Source organism: Endozoicomonas sp. 4G (genome assembly GCF_023822025.1).
In the GTDB taxonomy this organism is placed as follows: domain Bacteria; phylum Pseudomonadota; class Gammaproteobacteria; order Pseudomonadales; family Endozoicomonadaceae; genus Endozoicomonas_A.
This window is the reverse complement of record NZ_CP082909.1, coordinates 3,130,446-3,148,293: the sequence shown is the minus strand read 5'-3', so window position 1 is coordinate 3,148,293 and position 17,848 is coordinate 3,130,446. Positions and strand designations below refer to the sequence as shown.

At 50.4% G+C, this 17,848-nt stretch carries 15 protein-coding genes; 7 read left to right on the top strand and 8 right to left on the bottom strand.

What is annotated here, in order from left to right:
* The first annotated feature begins 107 nt into the window (after positions 1–107).
* A complete protein-coding gene (gene sthA / locus K7B67_RS12070) occupies positions 108–1,502 on the top strand; it encodes a Si-specific NAD(P)(+) transhydrogenase (protein WP_252176130.1) in 1,395 nt (464 codons plus the stop codon).
* 89 nt (positions 1,503–1,591) lie between these two features.
* Here sthA and codA read toward each other — a convergent pair whose 3' ends face one another.
* Together codA and codB are read right to left on the bottom strand one after the other, a co-directional pair.
* Positions 1,592–2,875: a cytosine deaminase gene (gene codA, locus K7B67_RS12065; protein ID WP_252176129.1), complete on the bottom strand. Its 1,284-nt coding sequence runs from the start codon at positions 2,873–2,875 to the stop codon at positions 1,592–1,594.
* Positions 2,865–4,118, bottom strand: a complete 1,254-nt coding sequence (gene codB / locus K7B67_RS12060) for a cytosine permease (RefSeq protein ID WP_252176128.1) — start codon at positions 4,116–4,118, stop codon at positions 2,865–2,867. The genes codA and codB overlap by 11 nt, the downstream gene beginning before the upstream one ends.
* A gap of 372 nt (positions 4,119–4,490) precedes the next feature.
* Between codB and K7B67_RS12055 the strand changes: the two genes are divergently transcribed.
* Entirely contained in the window at positions 4,491–5,843 is a 1,353-nt protein-coding gene (locus K7B67_RS12055) for a lytic polysaccharide monooxygenase (RefSeq protein ID WP_252176127.1), read from the top strand.
* A 95-nt stretch (positions 5,844–5,938) separates the two neighbouring features.
* Complete coding sequence (locus K7B67_RS12050) at positions 5,939–6,439, top strand: cytochrome b/b6 domain-containing protein (RefSeq protein WP_252176126.1); 501 nt, start codon at positions 5,939–5,941, stop codon at positions 6,437–6,439.
* 5 nt (positions 6,440–6,444) lie between these two features.
* On the opposite strand, the gene K7B67_RS12045 is transcribed toward K7B67_RS12050, so the two are convergent.
* On the bottom strand, positions 6,445–7,008 hold the full coding sequence (locus K7B67_RS12045) for a Smr/MutS family protein (protein ID WP_252176125.1): 564 nt from the start codon (positions 7,006–7,008) through the stop codon (positions 6,445–6,447).
* A gap of 213 nt (positions 7,009–7,221) precedes the next feature.
* Between K7B67_RS12045 and prmB the strand changes: the two genes are divergently transcribed.
* A complete protein-coding gene (gene prmB / locus K7B67_RS12040; RefSeq protein ID WP_346658232.1) occupies positions 7,222–8,214 on the top strand; it encodes a 50S ribosomal protein L3 N(5)-glutamine methyltransferase in 993 nt (330 codons plus the stop codon).
* On the top strand, positions 8,204–9,298 hold the full coding sequence (aroC, locus tag K7B67_RS12035; RefSeq protein WP_252176124.1) for a chorismate synthase: 1,095 nt from the start codon (positions 8,204–8,206) through the stop codon (positions 9,296–9,298). Before prmB ends, aroC begins: the two co-directional genes overlap by 11 nt.
* Before the next feature lie 36 nt (positions 9,299–9,334).
* Here the strand turns inward: aroC and K7B67_RS12030 are convergent, their stop codons facing one another.
* From K7B67_RS12030 to K7B67_RS12010, 5 genes are all read right to left on the bottom strand, one after another.
* Complete coding sequence (locus K7B67_RS12030; RefSeq protein WP_252176123.1) at positions 9,335–9,844, bottom strand: phosphoribosyltransferase; 510 nt, start codon at positions 9,842–9,844, stop codon at positions 9,335–9,337.
* 165 nt (positions 9,845–10,009) lie between these two features.
* Positions 10,010–11,866 carry a long-chain fatty acid--CoA ligase gene (locus tag K7B67_RS12025; RefSeq protein ID WP_252176122.1) on the bottom strand — a complete coding sequence of 619 codons (1,857 nt, stop codon included), beginning with the start codon at positions 11,864–11,866 and terminating at the stop codon, positions 10,010–10,012.
* Positions 11,867–12,030: 164 nt separating this feature from the next.
* Positions 12,031–13,473: a TrkH family potassium uptake protein gene (locus tag K7B67_RS12020; protein WP_252176121.1), complete on the bottom strand. Its 1,443-nt coding sequence runs from the start codon at positions 13,471–13,473 to the stop codon at positions 12,031–12,033.
* A gap of 138 nt (positions 13,474–13,611) precedes the next feature.
* The gene (locus K7B67_RS12015) at positions 13,612–14,589 is read right to left on the bottom strand and encodes an MDR family oxidoreductase (protein WP_252176120.1); all 978 of its coding nucleotides are present in this window, start codon (positions 14,587–14,589) and stop codon (positions 13,612–13,614) included.
* Positions 14,590–14,717: 128 nt separating this feature from the next.
* Positions 14,718–15,590: a LysR family transcriptional regulator gene (locus K7B67_RS12010; RefSeq protein WP_252176119.1), complete on the bottom strand. Its 873-nt coding sequence runs from the start codon at positions 15,588–15,590 to the stop codon at positions 14,718–14,720.
* A 132-nt stretch (positions 15,591–15,722) separates the two neighbouring features.
* Between K7B67_RS12010 and leuC the strand changes: the two genes are divergently transcribed.
* Together leuC and leuD are read left to right on the top strand one after the other, a co-directional pair.
* Complete coding sequence (gene leuC / locus K7B67_RS12005) at positions 15,723–17,144, top strand: 3-isopropylmalate dehydratase large subunit (RefSeq protein WP_252176118.1); 1,422 nt, start codon at positions 15,723–15,725, stop codon at positions 17,142–17,144.
* A gap of 6 nt (positions 17,145–17,150) precedes the next feature.
* On the top strand, positions 17,151–17,798 hold the full coding sequence (leuD, locus tag K7B67_RS12000; protein WP_252176117.1) for a 3-isopropylmalate dehydratase small subunit: 648 nt from the start codon (positions 17,151–17,153) through the stop codon (positions 17,796–17,798).
* The last annotated feature ends 50 nt before the right edge of the window (positions 17,799–17,848 follow it).

Here is a 17,848-nt window from a genome sequence, read left to right as displayed (position 1 = left end):
GGCCTCCGGTAAAATGAATAAAAATAAGGAAGCGTTGCAGTATCATGGATTTCCGCTTACCCGGATCATGTCTGCTGCAGTGCTGCCTGGACTGAGGGGGTTAAAGGATGGGCGTAAGTCGCTACGATCTGGTGGTATTGGGTTCCGGGCCAGCAGGTGAAGGGGCAGCGATGAACGCTGTCAAGCTGGGCAAGAAAGTTGCAGTGGTTGAACAAAATGCGTTTGTAGGTGGTAACTGCACTCATCTGGGTACTATACCCTCCAAGTCTCTGCGGCACTCTGTCAAACAGATCATGGATTTCAACACCAATCCCATGTTTCGTGAGATTGGCGAGCCCCGCTGGTTCAGTTTCCCGAAAGTGTTGAAAACAGCTGAACGGGTTATTCAGAAGCAGGTGCAGTCCCGCACCCTGTATTATGCCCGTAACCGGATTGATCTTTATTTTGGTCATGCCTCTTTTGTTGATGAGCATACTATCGAGGTTCAGCAGGAAAATGGTCATGTCGAAAAGCTTCATGGTGCCAATGTCCTGATTGCCACTGGTTCTCGCCCTTACCAGCCTGCCGATGTTAACTTCCGCCATCCACGGGTTTACGACAGTGATTCTATTCTTCAGCTAACCAACACTCCCCGTCGGATGATTATTTATGGAGCCGGTGTCATTGGTTCCGAGTACGCTTCTATTTTTTCCGGTCTGGGTGTGCTGGTGGATCTGGTGGATACCCGTGATCGTCTACTTTCTTTTCTGGATAAAGAGATTTCCGATGCCCTGGGTTATCAGCTGCGGAAAATGAACGTCATCATCCGTCACAATGAGGAGTACCAGAAAGTCGAAGCGTTGGACGACGGTGTGGTGATGCACCTGAAGTCAGGCAAGAAACTGAAAGCGGACATTCTTCTGTGGGCTAATGGCCGAACGGGCAACACTCAGGATATGGGCCTTGAGCTGATCGGCCTGAAACCCAACAGTCGGGGACAGTTGTCTGTTAATGAGAACTATCAGACAGAGATCGATCATATCTATGCCGCGGGTGATGTTATTGGTTGGCCCAGTCTCGCCAGTGCCGCTTATGACCAGGGCCGATCTGCCGCAGGTAACATAGAAAATGCCGGTCAGTGGCGTTTTGTCAACGAGGTCCCGACTGGTATCTATACCATCCCGGAAATCAGCTCGCTGGGGAAAACCGAAGAAGAGCTGACCGCGGCAGCGATACCCTATGAAGTGGGTAAAGCCTTCTTCTCAAGGTTGGCCCGGGCTCAGATTACCGGCGAAATCGTAGGTATGCTGAAAATTCTGTTCCACCGTGATTCTGGTGAAGTACTGGGTATCCACTGTTTTGGTGACCAGGCATCGGAGATCGTTCATATCGGTCAGGCCGTCATGTCCCAGAAGGGAGAGGCCAATAATATTCGTTACTTCCTCAATACCACCTTTAATTATCCCACCATGGCAGAAGCTTACCGTGTGGCCGCTCTGGATGGTTTGAACCGTCTGTTCTGAGTAACAGATTTCCGCAGGTTTCCACAGGTTTAAAGTAAGGCTGAGAAGAGTCAGCCTCTCTTTTATTCGAGAGGCTGTTACGAGTTGGCCTATTGGGGATTGAAAGAATAATCGATTTTCCCGGAGAGCGAATGATTAGCCCTGATGGCTGCCTCGGCAGGTTTGGTTTCAGCAATCAGCTGGCCGTTTCGGAAAGAGTGGGTTACCACTGACTGACGTCTGATGGCATCAAACACTGTCTCGGAGTCCAGCAGGATCAGGTTGCCGGGTTTCCCTTCTTCGATTCCGTATTGATCGTGAATATTCAGGCATTTTGCGCTGTTGGTGGTAATCAGATCAATGCCTCGGTTGATCTGGTCCAGCCCGGTCATTTGACATCCCACAAGACCCGTAAACAACACTTGCAGCATATTGCAGCCCTGCATAGGGAACCATTGGTCAACAATATCGTCCTGGCCGAAGCAGGCATTGACACCCGCTTCAAGCAGTTCTGGAATACGAGTAATACCCCGACGTTTCGGGTAAGTATCCATTCGCCCCTGAAGGTTCAGGTTGGTCACCGGGTTGGCAATAAAGTGGATGCCTGAGCGTTTCAGCAGGCGCATCAGTTTCACCACATAGGCGTTGTTATAGGAATGCATGGCAGTGGTATGACTGGCGGTCACACGCTGGCCCATATTGCGTTCCAGGGCCAGACAGGCAACGGTCTCAACGAATCGGGATTGTTCGTCGTCTATCTCGTCGCAGTGAATATCAATCAGGCTGTCGTATTTTTGGGCAAGATCAAAAACAGTCTTGAGAGAGTCCAGGGCATATTCACGGGTGTATTCAAAATGGGGAATACCGCCTACGGCATCACAGCCCAGCTTCATGGCTTCTTCCAGCAGTTCTGCACCTTTAGGGAATGAGGGGATACCTTCCTGGGGAAAGGCCACCAGTTGAATATCAATCAGCCCCTGCACTTCTTCTTTCAGCTCAAGTAACGCATGGACGGCGGTGAGACTTGGGTCGGTGGTATCGACGTGACTGCGAACATGCTGAACCCCCTGGCCTATATACCAGGTCAGGGCTTTTCTGGCTCGTTGTTTGACATCGTCGTGAGTCAGGCTTTTTTTGCGCTCAGACCAGTTTTGAATGCCTTCAAACAAGGTGCCGCTGCAATTCCATACCGGTTCACCGGCAGTCAGGCAGGTATCTAAATGAACATGAGGGTCAATGAAGGGAGGCAGTGCCAGCTTACCACCGGCATCAAAGCTGTCAGTGTTGGGCAGTCGTTGTGTACCTGCGGTGGTGATGCTCAGGATTCTGCCCTGATCAAAAAGAATATCAAACAGGCCTTGCTGTTGATGCAGGTGCACATTCTCAAGACGCATGATTCACTCCATCCTGTTTTTGTTGGAAGAGGGCTGTCTTCTCAAAGATAACATGACAGACAGAAGCGACAAGCACACCGTTCAGGGGCGCTATACCCGGCAGGTAAGAAGCAGCAAGAACACCCAGTAGCCAGGAAATCATGGCCGAAGTGTTCACCCCGATAAATGAATTTGGCCGGTACTCCCGGTACTGGCCTCTTTTCACAAAGATATAGTCAGCCAGCAGGATGGCACCAATGGGTGGGAGTGCCGTGTTCAGCAGGCTCAGCCAGCCGACAAAATTATTATTGAGCCAGATGGCGAACAGGGTGCCCAGTGTCCCGTTGATCACCACCATCAGATTTTTGCTCATTCCCGTGATGCTGGCAAAGCCCAGGCCAGAGACGTAGAGAGCATTGTCATTGGTCGTCCAGATATTCAGGCCAAGACAAATGACGGCGGGAAGAATCAGGCCCTGGATAAACATCACCTCAGAGACATCGGCCTGGCCATAGACCATTGAACCAATAGCGCCGAAGGTGAACATCAGAGTGTTGCCCAGGAAAAAAGCGATGAGGGTGGCCGATACTGCCACTCTGGGTGATTTGGCAAAGCGGGTGAAGTCGGCAGTGAGTGTGCCACCACTGATGAATGAGCCCACGCAGATACTGATGGCTGCGGCATAACCCATGGATTCCTTTGGCTCAAGGCCGAACAGGGCAGACAGCCCACCTGCTTCATTAACGGCATCTGATATGGAAAAGCCGCCCAGAATCAGAATGGCGGGCACAGCCACAAAGCTCAGGATGCTCAGTGCCCTGAAACCAAAAAACGCTGTCAGTGTCATCAGCGCGCCGGAGGTCAGTACCAGTGTATTGACGTCTATACCGGTCGCCTTGTTGACGGGCAGAGCAAACATGGCAACACCGACACCAAACCAGCCAACCTGGGTAAAAGAGAGAATCAGGGAGGTCAGCTTGGCACCGTAATGACCAAACGCATATTGAGTGAGCAGGTGGGTAGAAAGGCCTGACTTACTGCCAATGTAGGCCAGCCCGGCGGTGTAAAATCCCAGCAGCAGGTTGCCAATCGTCACCGCCATCAGAAATTGAGAAAAATTCAGGCCCTGGCCCAGCGTTCCACCCGACCACATACTGGCCGAGAAAAAGGTGAACCCCACCATAACCACCAGAATGGGCCAAAAGCCTTTTCTGGATGATTCCGGTACGGGTGAGTGAGCGAAGTCCTGAGAGAGTTCCGACATTAAGCCTCCAGAAAAAGGAACATATCTGCTTAATAATTAAGCTATCAAGCTAGATGCACAGTCTGCCAGAATATTCTTTTAAATTCATCGATAGGCAGATGGTTTAAGGGTAACGCCTTAAAGGAAAAGTAAAGAAACAGAGGTATATCTTTGTGAATTGTAAGGTTGTTGTCATGGGAAGTAATAGATAAAACCTATGACGTTAATAGATAAAATTTATGTGATCTGTATGTAAAACCATTGTCGTTTATTGAATAAATACCTAAAAAAAATATTCCACGCAGGTGGTATTTCTTATTTTTGTGCGCATGGGCGTGTATTAGTCTGCCATTTCTTGTCCACATCAACATAACGAGAAGTAGTTTACTAACGATGCTTAAACATAAGTTGTCACTTTTAGCGTGTAGCACAGCACTTATAGTTTCAAGTCAGGTAATGGCTCATGGCTGGACTGAATTCCCAGCGTCAAGGGCTTACATTTGTGGTAAGCAAGGGGGGCACTGGAATCCACCTGTTCCAAATGCAGCTTGTCAGGCAGCGCTTGATGCATCCGGTGAGCATCTTTTTGATAATTTCAACGGCGTATCTCACAATGTTGAAGATTACGAGAATCAGGAGGCTGTAGAAGCGGCAATTCCTGATGGTACAATTGCTGGAGCTAATAACCCTCCTTTTGCAGGTTTGAATGTTGTTTCTGAGCACTGGCAGAAAACCCTTATGAAGCCCGGAGAAACCTATAAGCTGGAATTCGCCACTACAGCTGCTCATGCAGGTCATTTTTGGAAAATCTACATCTCGAAACCTGGTTTTGACTCGGCATCTGAGCAGATCAGCTGGGATGATCTTGAGCTGCTGACAGAATATGACGAAATAGAACCTGAAAAAACTGATGATGGTAAAGCCTACTTCATGGACGTTACGATACCGGAAGGCAGGGAAGGTACTGGTGTCATTTTAGTTCGTTGGCAGAGAATTGATTCCGCTGGTGAGGGTTTCTACAACGTTTCCGATATAGCTTTCTCTGAAGACGCTATGGACGGTAACGGCGATGTTGACGAGGGTGGTTCTGACGATAACGTTGATGGCGGCGATGATTCTGGTGAAAAGGTTGCTGTGGGTGATTTGGGCGCTTTTGTCAACCCTTCTCACGCCAAAGTCGTTGAGGCGGGTGATACCGTAAGATTCAGGCTGCTTAAAACGAACGACGGTTCTGCCGTTATTGATTACTCTATGCCAATCACTCAAAACAATCAGGACATCAGTCAGTGGGCTGTTGAACTGGGTGATGATATCAACCTGCACTACGACCAGCAGGTCGATGTCGGTGTTTTGAATGAGGTTGAGCGAAGCATCAATTTTGATCCGGCGAATATCTACAAGAACCGTGTATGGGCTCCTGTTGATACTATGTACACCTTAGATATTATTGAGGGTCAAGATCCTGTACCAGCAGGGCACTGGGATCCGGCGGTTCAGTATGCCCAAGGGTCACAGGTTGAACATAATGGCTTTAGCTGGGTAGCTCAATGGTATCAGAACCCCGGTGAAGAGCCAGGTGTTGCAGATGTTTGGAAGAATGTTACTCCAGGCATCCACCCATGGAATTCAGGTCTGCCTTATGAAGGTGGTTCACAGGTATCTCATGGGGGTAAAAACTGGGAAGCGGCATGGTATGCCGAGCCTGGTCAAGAGCCTGGTGTTGCCTGCATGTGGGAAGAAATCTGAGTCAATATATAACTGACTTTGATTAATAAAGAAGGTCACCGGAAATGTTTTTTTAATTTCTGGTGTCCTTTATAAACTTAATTCTGATCTGATTTATGAATAGATATCATCCGGCTTCTGTCCTGTTGCACTGGTTTTCCGCCGTTATTATCCTTTGGGCTACCATCAGTGGCTTTCTGGTGGCTTTTACTGCACTTCCCAGTCATATTGAAGGTATGATTGGTTATTTTAATGTTGCTATAACAGCGATCTTTGTTCCTTTTTTCATACTCCGTGTAATGGTTCGATTGGTAAAAGGGAAGCCTAAAAATGAAACCGACAGCCTTCCTGCAGAAATAGGGCACTTTTTACTTTATACCAATATTGCCATCGTTCTTGTAACAGGACTATTGATGATGGAAAGGCCGATTGATCTATTTGGACTGCTTTCTCTTGGTCCTTTTATTAGTAGCGAAGAAGTAACCGGCATTTTTCATAGTATTCATCGGGTCACCTGTATGACTCTTGCGGCATTAGTTTTTGGTCATATAGGTGCTGTTGTTGTTCATCATCTTCGTAAAAAGCCGGTTATAAAAGCAATGACTTTTGGTGCTTAACAGAGTCATCTAGCTTTCCTCTTGAGCAACACAAGCAGCGATCCGGTACCACCTTCTGAAGGCGGTGCCGAACAAAATGCCAGTACTTCAGGAAGCTGTCGCAGCCAGTGATTAACATGGCTTTTCAGGGTGTTCTGGCGATTGATGCTGCGGTGGGATTTGCCATGGATAATTCGCACGCACTGCATACCCTCATTACGGCAGAACAGCAGAAACTCTGAAATCAGTTCCCTGGCTTCCTCAATCTTGTAACCGTGCAGATCCAGCTGATATTGGATCGGCAGCAATCCCTGACGTAATTGACGCATACGGGTGTGTTGAATGCCGGGTCTGCTGTAATCCAGCTTTTGTTCCGGGTCTATGGGTTCCACCCAGGATTCTGAAAGCGCAGCGCCGCCGGGTTTGTCTTCCATCTGGGCGGCTTGCCGACGGGCCCTGAGGGTGCTTTCCGGCACCTTGGTAGGCGGTTTCCTGAGTTCAGCAGAGCGGTTGACTTTCTTTAATGGTCGCACGCCTGTCATGGCCTCCTTAAACAGGCTTTCCTGATCGTTGTTATCGTCTTCGGTCATTGTTCCGGGCTCATCTCTAAACGGGTAATAGCGGTATTCTACCCTCTATGGTGATTTGACAATACCGGTAGCAGATTGATCCCTCCTGCTTTTGGCGGCGAATGGCGGCGAATAAAGTGTCCGAAAAAATGGTTCTTCGCCGGTGTCTGAATATGCTACCTTAATGCCGGTTTTACAGGGGCGATCCCGATTTTTCCCCCCTAAGGAGAGAGTGTGACTGAAATCAGTGAGATGCCTGTCGGCAAGCCCTATGATGGTCTGGTCAGTATCCGGGACTTTATTCGCTGGGCAGCATCACGATTTAACGAAGCTGAACTGTTTTTCGGGCATGGCAGTGACAATGCCCTGGACGAAGCGTTTCATCTGGTGTTTCAGGTTTTGCAGTTGCCCTGGGAGTTGCCTGAATCCTATATGGACTGCCGCCTTTCCCTGGCTGAGCGGGAGCAGGTGGCAGCACTGATTGAGCGCCGGGTTTTAGAACGCAAGCCGTTGGCTTACCTGGTTAATCAGGCCTGGTTCTGTGGTCAGCCTTATTATGTCGATGAGCGGGTACTGGTGCCTCGTTCGCCGATTGCCGAGCTGATTCAGCAACAGTTTCAACCCTGGCTGGTGGATACCCCGGTTGAAAAGGTTCTGGATCTTTGTGCCGGTTCCGGTTGTATCGGTATTGCTGCGGCTCATGAATTTCCACAGGCTACGGTTGATCTGCTGGATATTTCGGAAGACGCCCTGGAAGTGGCTGCCATCAATATCGACCGTCATGAACTCTGGGGCAGGGTTCAGACCATCCGTTCTGATCTTTTTGAAGCCATTGATGATGCCCCGCACAGACCAAAGTATCAGTTAATTGTCAGTAACCCACCTTACGTGGACGCTGACGATATGGCAGATTTTCCGGATGAGTTCAGCCACGAGCCGGAACTCGGCCTGGCTGCGGGGGAAGATGGTCTGGATATGGCCAGGGTTATTCTGGCTCGTGCTGCGGACTTTCTGGATGAACAGGGTCTGCTGGTGCTGGAAGTAGGCAACAGCCATTGGGCTCTGAGAGAAGAGTATCCCGAAGTGCCGTTTATCTGGCCAGAGTTTCAATCCGGTGGGCACGGCATTCTGATACTGGATGCTGAGAACTGCCGTAAGTATCAGCCTTTGTTTACTGGTCGTGAGCAACAATGTACGAACGTTAGGGGAAGTCAAAATGGCAGGTAACAGCATAGGCCAGCTGTTCAAGGTTACGACCTTCGGTGAGTCCCACGGTATTGCCCTGGGGTGTATAGTGGATGGTTGCCCTCCGGGTATAGCGTTGAGTGAAGCCGATCTGCAGAAAGACCTTGATTTGCGTAAGCCCGGCACCTCCAAATACACGACACAGCGTCGTGAGCCGGATCAGGTCAGGATTCTATCCGGTGTTTTTGAAGGCAAAACCACCGGTACGCCCATTGGTCTGCTGATCGAAAATGTCGATCAGCGTTCCAAAGATTATTCCAACATTATGGATCGTTTCCGTCCGGGTCATGCTGACTATACCTATACCCACAAATATGGTTTTCGTGATTACCGGGGCGGGGGGCGTTCCTCCGCGCGTGAAACGGCGATGCGTGTGGCAGCGGGTGCGATTGCCCGTAAATACCTGGCCAGTCAGGGCATCGAAATTAAAGGTTATCTGTCCCAGCTGGGCACCATCGCTATCGACAAGGTTGATTGGAATGAAGTTGGCAACAACCCTTTCTTCTGCCCGGATGTCGATAAAGTGCCCGCCATGGAGCAACTGATCGACGACTTGCGTCGTGAAGGTAATTCCACCGGTGCCAAAATCACCGTGATGGCCACGGGTGTGATGCCAGGGCTGGGGGAGCCGGTGTTTGACCGGCTGGATGCTGACCTGGCTCATTCCCTGATGAGCATCAATGCTGTGAAAGGCGTTGAGATCGGTGATGGCTTTGAGTCTGTGGCCCAAAAGGGGACAGAGCATCGCGATGAGTTGACGCCAGAAGGCTTTCTGTCCAATTCTGCCGGAGGTGTTCTCGGTGGTATCAGTTCAGGCCAGGATATTGTTGCTCGTATTGCCCTGAAACCCACTTCCAGCATGACGATGCCTGGCAGGAGCATTAATGTAGAGGGAGAACCTGTGGAAGTGGTGACAAAAGGTCGCCACGATCCCTGTGTTGGGATTCGTGCTGTCCCCATTGCCCAGGCCATGATGGCGATTACCCTGATGGATCACCTGATGCGTCACAGAGCCCAGAATGCTGATGTGGTCAGTCCTGCCCCGGTCATTCCCGGTCAGGTCTGACCTGCCCGAGCCCGTTAACCGGGCTCGGTAGTTCGCTTAGTTTTTACCAAACTGATCAATGTCTTTGGCATCCCAGGCGTAGTTAATCCAGTGGTCGTGAATGTCTTCACCGGTAAAGAAGTGGCTAAGCTTCTCTGGCAGGGTGCCTTTCTTTTCTTTCAGTTTGTTGTGTACGACGAATGCCGCAAACTCAGTTTCAGGATGCGTTTCGTACAGGTGGTTCAGGGTGAACTCCAGAGTCGTCCTTTCATCATCGACTTCATCAATGACCAGCACTTTTTTACCGTCCAGATTGATGTCTGTTTCCAGCCACTGGAGTTTGACCGGCGTATCTGAAGGGGCGGTGCCAGTCTCATCGCTGTAGCGGGTGAGGGATACAATCAGAATCGGCTTGTTAATGTAGGTGCGCATAATGCGAGCCGGAATCAGACCGCCACCACCAATGGCCAGAAGGAAATCAGGCTCAAACCCAGAGGCTTTAATCTTTTCTGCGCAAGCGCGAATGGTGTTATGGATGTCGTTATAGGTGAAATTATATTGCTCCATGAGCACTTTAAACCTTTAGGTGAATGAAGAGTCTGTTGACAGGCTTATAAAACTGAAGCGGCGAAGGATAGGCGATTTACGGTTGTTCAGGCAAGTAGGGCTTTCCACTCTTGATCCACCGTCGAAATCACAGGCCATCCTGTTTGCGGATGGCCTGCCCGGAAGTCAGGAGGCTGACGTGGCCGGTTTGTACATGGCCTCAATTTCCTTGCCAAAGCGTTCCATGATGATCTTTCTACGCAATTTCAGAGTCGGTGTGATCTCGCCCATTTCGATGGAGAATTCACGGGGCAGCAGGGTAAATTTCTTAACCTGCTCGAATCGGGCCAGCTCTCCCTGGATATGGTTCAGCCGGTCCTGGAACATGGCCTGGACATCGGCATTGCGGATCAGCTCCATTTTGTTTTCATATTTCAGGTTAATGCTTTTGGCATACTCTTCCAGTGCTTCAAAGGCAGGTACAATCAAGGCAGAAACATAATTTTTGGCATCGGCAATGATAGCAACCTGCTCAATCAACCGATCTTTACCCAAAGTGCCTTCTATGTACTGAGGGGCAATGTATTTGCCGTTGGACGTTTTCATCAGCTCTTTGATGCGCTCAGTAATACGCAGCTGGCCGGTCTCATCGATCAGGCCAGCATCGCCGGTTTTTAACCAGCCATCAGCATCAAAGGTTTTGGCTGTTTCCTCAGGCTTTTTGTAGTAGCCGCGCATAACGGTCGGGCCTTTCACCAGGATCTCGCCTTCCTGTCCGATTTTAACCTGAGTACCCGGAAGCGGTGTGCCGCAGCTGCCAAACTGGTAACCGGTATCACGGAAGCAGGTAACAGTGGCCGTGGTTTCGGTCATGCCGTAACCCACTTTGACATTAATGCCCAGGGCGTGGAAGAAACGATTGATTTCATCATCCAGCCGGGCGCCACCGCAGGGCATGAAACGGATGCGTCCGCCCAGCTTTTCCTTGATTTTACTGAATACCATTTTGTCAGCCAGCTGGTTCAGGCTTTCCTGATAACCCGGCACTGTTTTGCCCTGACGCTGCAAGTCCATCGTGGCGAGACCGACGTTCATGGCCGCTTTGAAAATAAGGCGTTTAACCGGAGAGCCCTTCTGAATCATGGTGTTCACGCCGGTATAAATTTTTTCAAAGAAGCGTGGTACAGCACAGAGGACCGTTGGCTTTAGTGTGGGCAGTGCGTCGGCAATAGTGGCCGGATCTTTCAGGTAGCAGTTAACCGCTCCCCGGCACAGTACGTAATAAGTCCAGGCTCTCTCAAATATATGGCTCAGGGGCAAAAACGCTATGGACACATCATTGTGATCAATATGAATCAGATGATCGTGTGACTCAAACGATGCGCCGATGCTGTGGTAATCCAGCATAACGCCTTTTGGTTGGCCGGTGGTACCTGAGGTATAGATCAGGGTATAGAGGTCGTCCAGGGACTGATTTTCCAGACGTTTTTCCAGGCATTCGGATTCAGCCGGGGCACTGGCCATAAAGTCACTGAAATACACAGCTTGATTGCAGTCTTTAAGATCAGTCCGGGCGTCAAATACGATGATTTTGTTCAGGCATTCACAGGAGTCCAGTAGTTTCAGTGCGCCATCGAACTGCTCCTGTTCGCCGACAAACAAGGTGGAAATCTCGGCGTCTTCAACAATGTAACGAGCCTGTTCAGCAGTACTGGTTGGGTAAATGGGCACAGTGACGCAGCGTGTTTGCAGAATGCCCAGGTCAGCCATAGTCCATTCAGGGAGGTTCTGTGACCAGATCCCGATATTACTTTGTACAGGCCGATTATCTGTCAGCAGAGAGCGGGAAACCGAATCGATCTTTGCGCCCAGCTGCTGCCAGTTCATGGATTGCCATTGATGATTTTCAGAGAAACGGACAGCCGTCTGGCTGCTACTGCTATGTGAGCGCTGACGAATCAGGCTGATAAGGTGCGACGGAGGATTGTCATTCATTGGCAAGGAATACACATCTTCTCGAAGTGACTGTTTTTCGCGATTCAAAAAAACGACACTTTCTGCTTATGGCTGATTTGATCAAGCATCAAATAGATTGAAGCCTGCTTTCAATGCTTTCGTTAGTGGCGAAGAATACTACAAGACTATGGATAAATACTATTTGATTTACATCAGTTTTTCGACAAGCAGCCTGCCCTGCAGGCCGCTTGTCAGTCCTTCCAGAATGCTGGCGTAAAGAGTACCAGAACGGTAATAACTTCCAGCCTGCCCAGCAGCATTCCCACACTCAGCAACCATTTGGCGGTATCAGGCAGTGATGAAAAGTTACCAGCTGGCCCGATAATCTCCCCAAGCCCCGGCCCGACATTGGCAACGGCTGTCGCTGCCCCACTGAGGCTGGTGACAAGATCGACTCCCAGCAGGCTCAAAAGCAGGGTGAGAATGGTGGTGAGCAGGGCGAAAAAGAAGCAGAAAGCAATCAGCGACCTCAATATATCGCTGCTGATTTGATGGCCATTGTAGGTTTGTACAAAACAGGCTCTTGGATGCGCCAGTTGTTTCAGTTGGATCCCCAGCAGGCGTGCACCAATCTGAAAACGGAAAACTTTTATTCCGCCTGCGGTGGAGCCTGAACAGCCACCAATGACCGTCAGGCAGAGGAACAGGGTGGCGGCAAAGCCTCCCCATGTGGTGTAGTCCGTTAATGCGAAACCTGTGGTGGTGATCACTGACACTGTATTAAAGGCGACGAGGGTCAGGGATTTGAACAGTGAGTAGTTACTGTTCATAAACAGCCAGAGCGTGAACAGGCCCCAGAGAATGATCAGGAAGTTGAGAAAAGCCTGTACCTGATTATCTCTAAACAGTGATTGAGGGTCGCCCCTGAGGAATTTCACAAACAGGACAAAGGGGAGCGACCCCAAAATCATGAATACGGTGGCAACCCAGTGAATAAAAGGGCTTTGAAATTGCGCCATGGAGTTGTCGGACGTTGAATAACCTCCGGTGGAGAGAGTGGTCATGGCATGGTTAATGGCTTCAAAGCCATTCATGCCCCCCAGAAAATAGAGATACGCACAAAAAACGGTCAGACCCATGTAGATACAAACAATCCGCTTGGCAATGCTGCCTGAGCGGGGCATGGCTTTGTCTGACCAGTCCGAAGATTCGCTCTGGAACAGACGCATGCCGCCTACTTTCAGGAAAGGCAGTACCGCCACAGCCAGGACAATAAAACCAATGCCACCCAGCCATTGCAGCAGGGACCGCCACAGGAGAACCCCGGTATTCATCCGGTCAAGTCCACTGAGTACGGTAGAGCCGGTTGTAGTAATTCCGGACATGGTTTCAAAGAATGCGTCGGTGTAACTGATATCCAGTTGGATATACAGAGGCAGGGCTGCGAAGGCGCTGAGTGTGAACCAGGAGGCGTTGGTCAGCAGAAAGATTTGCCTGGGCTTCAGACTGAACACCGGTACACGACAAAAGTAGTAAAGTGGTGCGCCTGCCAGCAGTGTGATCAGGGCTGACAGGCCGAATGAATAAACCCCTTCCTCGCCAATGACGAAATCATGCAGGGCTGGCAGTAGCATCAGCACTGACAACACTATCAGGAACAGGCCTATGACGAACAGAACGGGGCGGACATTCATGTTAATTTCAGTTCAATCAGTAAAGATCCGAACTATTGCACTTAACAGGTTCGAAGTAATTAAGGGTTAATACTGGCTGGCCTGAATGTTCTTGCTCATAAATTTCTGCCATGACAACAGGTTATAAAAACGACAGAGTTAGATTTTTACGATCACACGACCGGTCACCTTACCCACGGTGATGGCTTGCGCGTATTGGGCAATGTCTTCCAGGGCAACTTCCTGGCAGGCTGAGTTGTAAAAATCTTCTGGTAGCAGTTTAACCAGTCGTTCCCAGGCCTGGGTGCGTTTTTCTGTGGGGCACATCACGGAGTCAACGCCCTGCAGGTTCACGCCCCTTAAAATAAATGGCATGACAGTCGTCGGAAGATCAAAGCCTCCTGCCAGCCCACAGGCGGCAACAGTACCGCCATAGTTCATTTCCGAGAGCACCTTGGCGAGCAGCTTGCTGCCAACGGTATCAATGGCACCTGCCCACATTTGCTTGTCCAGTGGCCGGGCCGGTTCTTCAAAACGGCTTCTTGACAGAATCTTTTTGGCCCCCAGCTTAACCAGCATGTCGGCGTTTTCAGGACGGCCTGATACCGCAACAACGTGGTAACCCAGTTTTGCCAGCAGGGTGACAGAAGTGGTTCCCACACCGCCACTGGCACCGGTGACCAGAATTTCACCTTTTTCAGGTGTGACACCAGACTGTTCCAGGGCCATCACGCACAACATGGCTGTCAGACCGGCTGTACCGACCATCATGGCTTTCTGGCTGTCCAGTCCCTTTGGCATTTTTACCAGCTGGCTGGCTTTGACCCGTGCTTTTTCGGCCATACCACCCCAATGGTTTTCACCCACGCCCCAGCCGGTGAGAATAACGCTGTCGCCTTCGGAAAATTCAGGGTTGTTGGAATCGATGACGGTGCCGGCAAAATCAATGCCCGGAACCATAGGGAAGTTGCGGATGATCTTGCCTTTGCCGGTGATGGCCAGACCGTCCTTGTAGTTCAGAGAAGAATACTCGACTGCTACCGTCACCTCCCCCTGTGGTAAACGACTGTCGTCCAGTTCCTGGACAGAAGAGACAGTGGCTTTGCCATCCTGCTCCAGCAATAGTGCCTTGAACATAGAGCACTCCATCAATTCAATGAAAGGTAGTGGCACTATTATAGGAACAAGTCTGCGAATAACAATGATCCAAATAGCAATGATCCAAATAGCAATGACCCAAATAGCAATGACCCAAATAGCAATGGTCAGTCAGCCTGCTGATTCAGCAGATCCAGAAACGCACTGGCGGCATTGGACAGGGTTCGTTCCCTGTGGGTGATGTAACCCAGGTTTCGTGAAGGTGTATGGCATTGTGTTTTCAGGGCAACGAGATCATCATCCAGCATTGACGCGGGTAAAATGGTCCAGGCCAGGCCAATGGCGGCCAGCATCCGGATGGTTTCAAGGTAATTGGAAGACATGGCGGTTTGCAGAGACAAGCCTTCTTCTTCGAACAGTTTACGAACCAGTTGGTAAGTGAAGGTATTTGAACTGGGCAGAATCGCCTGATGTTCACTTAACTGTTGAGTGCTGACTTTTTTCAGGCCGGCTAAGGGATGGTCTTTGGCCGCCATGAAAATCAGCGGGTCATGCCAGACCCGATGGGATTGAAAACGATCCGGGTTATCAGGAGACAGTGTTACAATACCCAGTTCAATTTCACCCCGGCTCAGCATGTCGTAAGCCACTTCAGAATCGACAAAACGAATGTCGAGTTTAACCTCCGGATAGCGACGGGAGTATTCCCTTAAAATACCAGGCAGCCTGCGTAAGCCTATGTGGTGGCTGGTGGCCATGGCCAGCGGGCCTTTTACCTGGGTCTTCAGGTTGTTGATTTGCTGTCGGGAATCCTTCATCAATTCGAGCATTTGCCGGGCTTTGGGCAGAAGTATACGTCCGGCTTCGTTTAAGTTGATCTGTCGACCGATGCGATCAAATAACTGGGTATCCAGTTGGCTTTCCAGGGTAGCAATGCGCTTGCTGACGGCTGGCTGGGTCAAATGCAGCTTTTCTGCCGCCAGAGAGAAAGAGTTGCTCTCGGCAACGGTCAGAAATGCGGTAAGGCTGGGTATGTCCATCGTTCTGTTTTCTGCAGGGCGTCAATAAATGATAACCGATGGTTATTAATAGCATGAAAAAGATGAATTTGAGTAATCTATTTTGTCGTTCTAGGATACCCGTAAACGAAAGCACATGATGAGGATTCAGCTATGGCAGGTAAGACACTCTACGACAAGTTGTGGGACAGCCACCTTGTTCGTCAACGGGACGATGGTTCCTCTTTGATCTACATTGATCGTCAGTTGCTGCACGAAGTCACCTCCCCTCAGGCATTTGAAGGCCTGCGTCTTGCTGGCCGCAAACCCTGGCGAATTGATGCCAACCTGGCAACGCCTGATCATAATGTGCCCACCACGGTGAATGAGCGCAAAACCGGCATTGACGGTATTGAAGATCCTATCTCTAAAATTCAGGTCAAAACACTGGATGAGAATTGCCAGGATTTCGATATCGTCCAGTTCGATATGATGGACACCCGGCAGGGGATTGTTCATGTGGTCGGTCCGGAGCAGGGCGCAACTCTGCCGGGTATGACCGTGGTGTGCGGGGACTCCCATACCTCGACTCACGGTGCATTTGGTGCCCTGGCCCACGGTATTGGCACCTCCGAGGTGGAACACGTGATGGCAACCCAGTGTCTGGTTGCTCAAAAAATGAAGAACATGCTGGTGCGTGTTGACGGTGAGCTGGGGTTGGGTGTTACCCCTAAAGATGTGGTTCTGGCCATTATCGGGAAGATTGGAACCGCCGGCGGCACCGGCTTTGCCATAGAATTCGGGGGCGATGTTCTGCGTGCCATGACCATGGAAGGTCGAATGACCGTCTGCAATATGGCCATTGAAGCCGGTGCCCGTGCAGGCATGGTCGCGGTTGATCAGACCACGGTGGATTATGTCAAAGGTCGTCCCTTTGCCCCCAAAGGTGAACTCTGGAACAAGGCAGTAGCCGCCTGGGCCGATCTGCACTCCGATGCTGATGCTGTTTTTGATCAGGTGGTGGTTTTAAACGGCGCCGATATCAAGCCTCAGGTAACCTGGGGCACCTCTCCGGAAATGGTGCTGCCTGTGGATGCTAACGTACCCTCCCCGACGGATGCGGAAGGTTACGAAAGAGCCCTGGAATATATGGGACTGACCGCAGGTATGCCGATCACGGATATTCCGGTGGATCGGGTCTTTATTGGTTCCTGCACCAACTCCCGTATTGAAGATCTGCGAGAGGCGGCTGCTGTCGTAAAAGGTCGAAAGGTAGCTGACACGGTGAAGGAAGCCCTGGTGGTTCCGGGCTCTGGTCTGGTAAAAGCGCAGGCAGAAAAAGAAGGGTTGGATAAAGTTTTTGCAGCCGCCGGTCTGCAATGGCGTGAGCCGGGTTGCTCCATGTGTCTGGCCATGAATGCCGACAAGCTGGGAGCCGGTGAGCATTGTGCTTCCACATCTAACCGTAACTTTGAAGGTCGTCAGGGGTTTGGTGGTCGAACTCATCTGGTCAGTCCGGCTATGGCGGCTGCGGCTGCGGTAACGGGTCATTTTGTTGATGTGCGGCTCTTCATTAATGAAGAGCAGGGGGTTTAAGGCACCATGAAGGCATTTACTACTCATACGGGTTTGGTGGCACCTCTTGATCGTGCCAATGTTGATACCGACATGATCATTCCCAAGCAGTTCCTGAAGTCCATCAAGCGCAGTGGCTTTGGTCCCAATCTGTTTGATGAATTACGCTATCTGGATGAAGGCCAGCCCGGTCAGGACTGTTCAGAGCGTCCGTTAAATCCTGACTTTGTACTGAATCAGGATCGTTACCAGGGCGCATCCGTACTGATCGCCCGTCACAACTTTGGCTGTGGCTCCAGTCGGGAACACGCACCATGGGCGCTGGATGATTTTGGTTTTCGCTGCGTTATTGCGCCCGGTTTCGCCGATATTTTTTACAATAACTGCTTCAAAAATGGCATTCTGCCCATCACTCTGCCGGAAGAGGCGGTTGACGCCTTGTTCAGTGAAATTGAAGCAGAAGAAGGCTACCAGCTGAAAGTGGACCTGGAACGGGAAAAAGTGATCAAGCCCGATGGCAGCGAACTTGGCTTTTCGGTGGATGAGTTCAGACGACACTGTCTGCTCAATGGTCTGGACGACATTGGTCTGACTTTGCAGGACGCTGATGCGATCAAAGCTTTTGAAGAGCGCCATCGCAACAACCAGCCCTGGCTGTTTGGTGCTCTCCATTAAAGCTATCCATTAAATCCGGTCAGTTTACAAAACAGTATTTTTAATCAGAG

What these genes read in the sequence shown, in the direction of transcription:
- K7B67_RS12045 (WP_252176125.1), bottom strand. Translation starts at nt 7,008, where the DNA reads ATGACCGAAGACGATAACAACGATCAGGAAAGCCTGTTTAAGGAGGCC.
- K7B67_RS12055 (WP_252176127.1), top strand. Translation starts at nt 4,491, where the DNA reads ATGCTTAAACATAAGTTGTCACTTTTAGCGTGTAGCACAGCACTTATA.
- K7B67_RS12020 (WP_252176121.1), bottom strand. Translation starts at nt 13,473, where the DNA reads ATGAATGTCCGCCCCGTTCTGTTCGTCATAGGCCTGTTCCTGATAGTG.
- codB (WP_252176128.1), bottom strand. Translation starts at nt 4,118, where the DNA reads ATGTCGGAACTCTCTCAGGACTTCGCTCACTCACCCGTACCGGAATCA.
- K7B67_RS12030 (WP_252176123.1), bottom strand. Translation starts at nt 9,844, where the DNA reads ATGGAGCAATATAATTTCACCTATAACGACATCCATAACACCATTCGC.
- codA (WP_252176129.1), bottom strand. Translation starts at nt 2,875, where the DNA reads ATGCGTCTTGAGAATGTGCACCTGCATCAACAGCAAGGCCTGTTTGAT.
- aroC (WP_252176124.1), top strand. Translation starts at nt 8,204, where the DNA reads ATGGCAGGTAACAGCATAGGCCAGCTGTTCAAGGTTACGACCTTCGGT.
- K7B67_RS12010 (WP_252176119.1), bottom strand. Translation starts at nt 15,590, where the DNA reads ATGGACATACCCAGCCTTACCGCATTTCTGACCGTTGCCGAGAGCAAC.
- leuC (WP_252176118.1), top strand. Translation starts at nt 15,723, where the DNA reads ATGGCAGGTAAGACACTCTACGACAAGTTGTGGGACAGCCACCTTGTT.
- K7B67_RS12050 (WP_252176126.1), top strand. Translation starts at nt 5,939, where the DNA reads ATGAATAGATATCATCCGGCTTCTGTCCTGTTGCACTGGTTTTCCGCC.
- sthA (WP_252176130.1), top strand. Translation starts at nt 108, where the DNA reads ATGGGCGTAAGTCGCTACGATCTGGTGGTATTGGGTTCCGGGCCAGCA.
- K7B67_RS12015 (WP_252176120.1), bottom strand. Translation starts at nt 14,589, where the DNA reads ATGTTCAAGGCACTATTGCTGGAGCAGGATGGCAAAGCCACTGTCTCT.
- leuD (WP_252176117.1), top strand. Translation starts at nt 17,151, where the DNA reads ATGAAGGCATTTACTACTCATACGGGTTTGGTGGCACCTCTTGATCGT.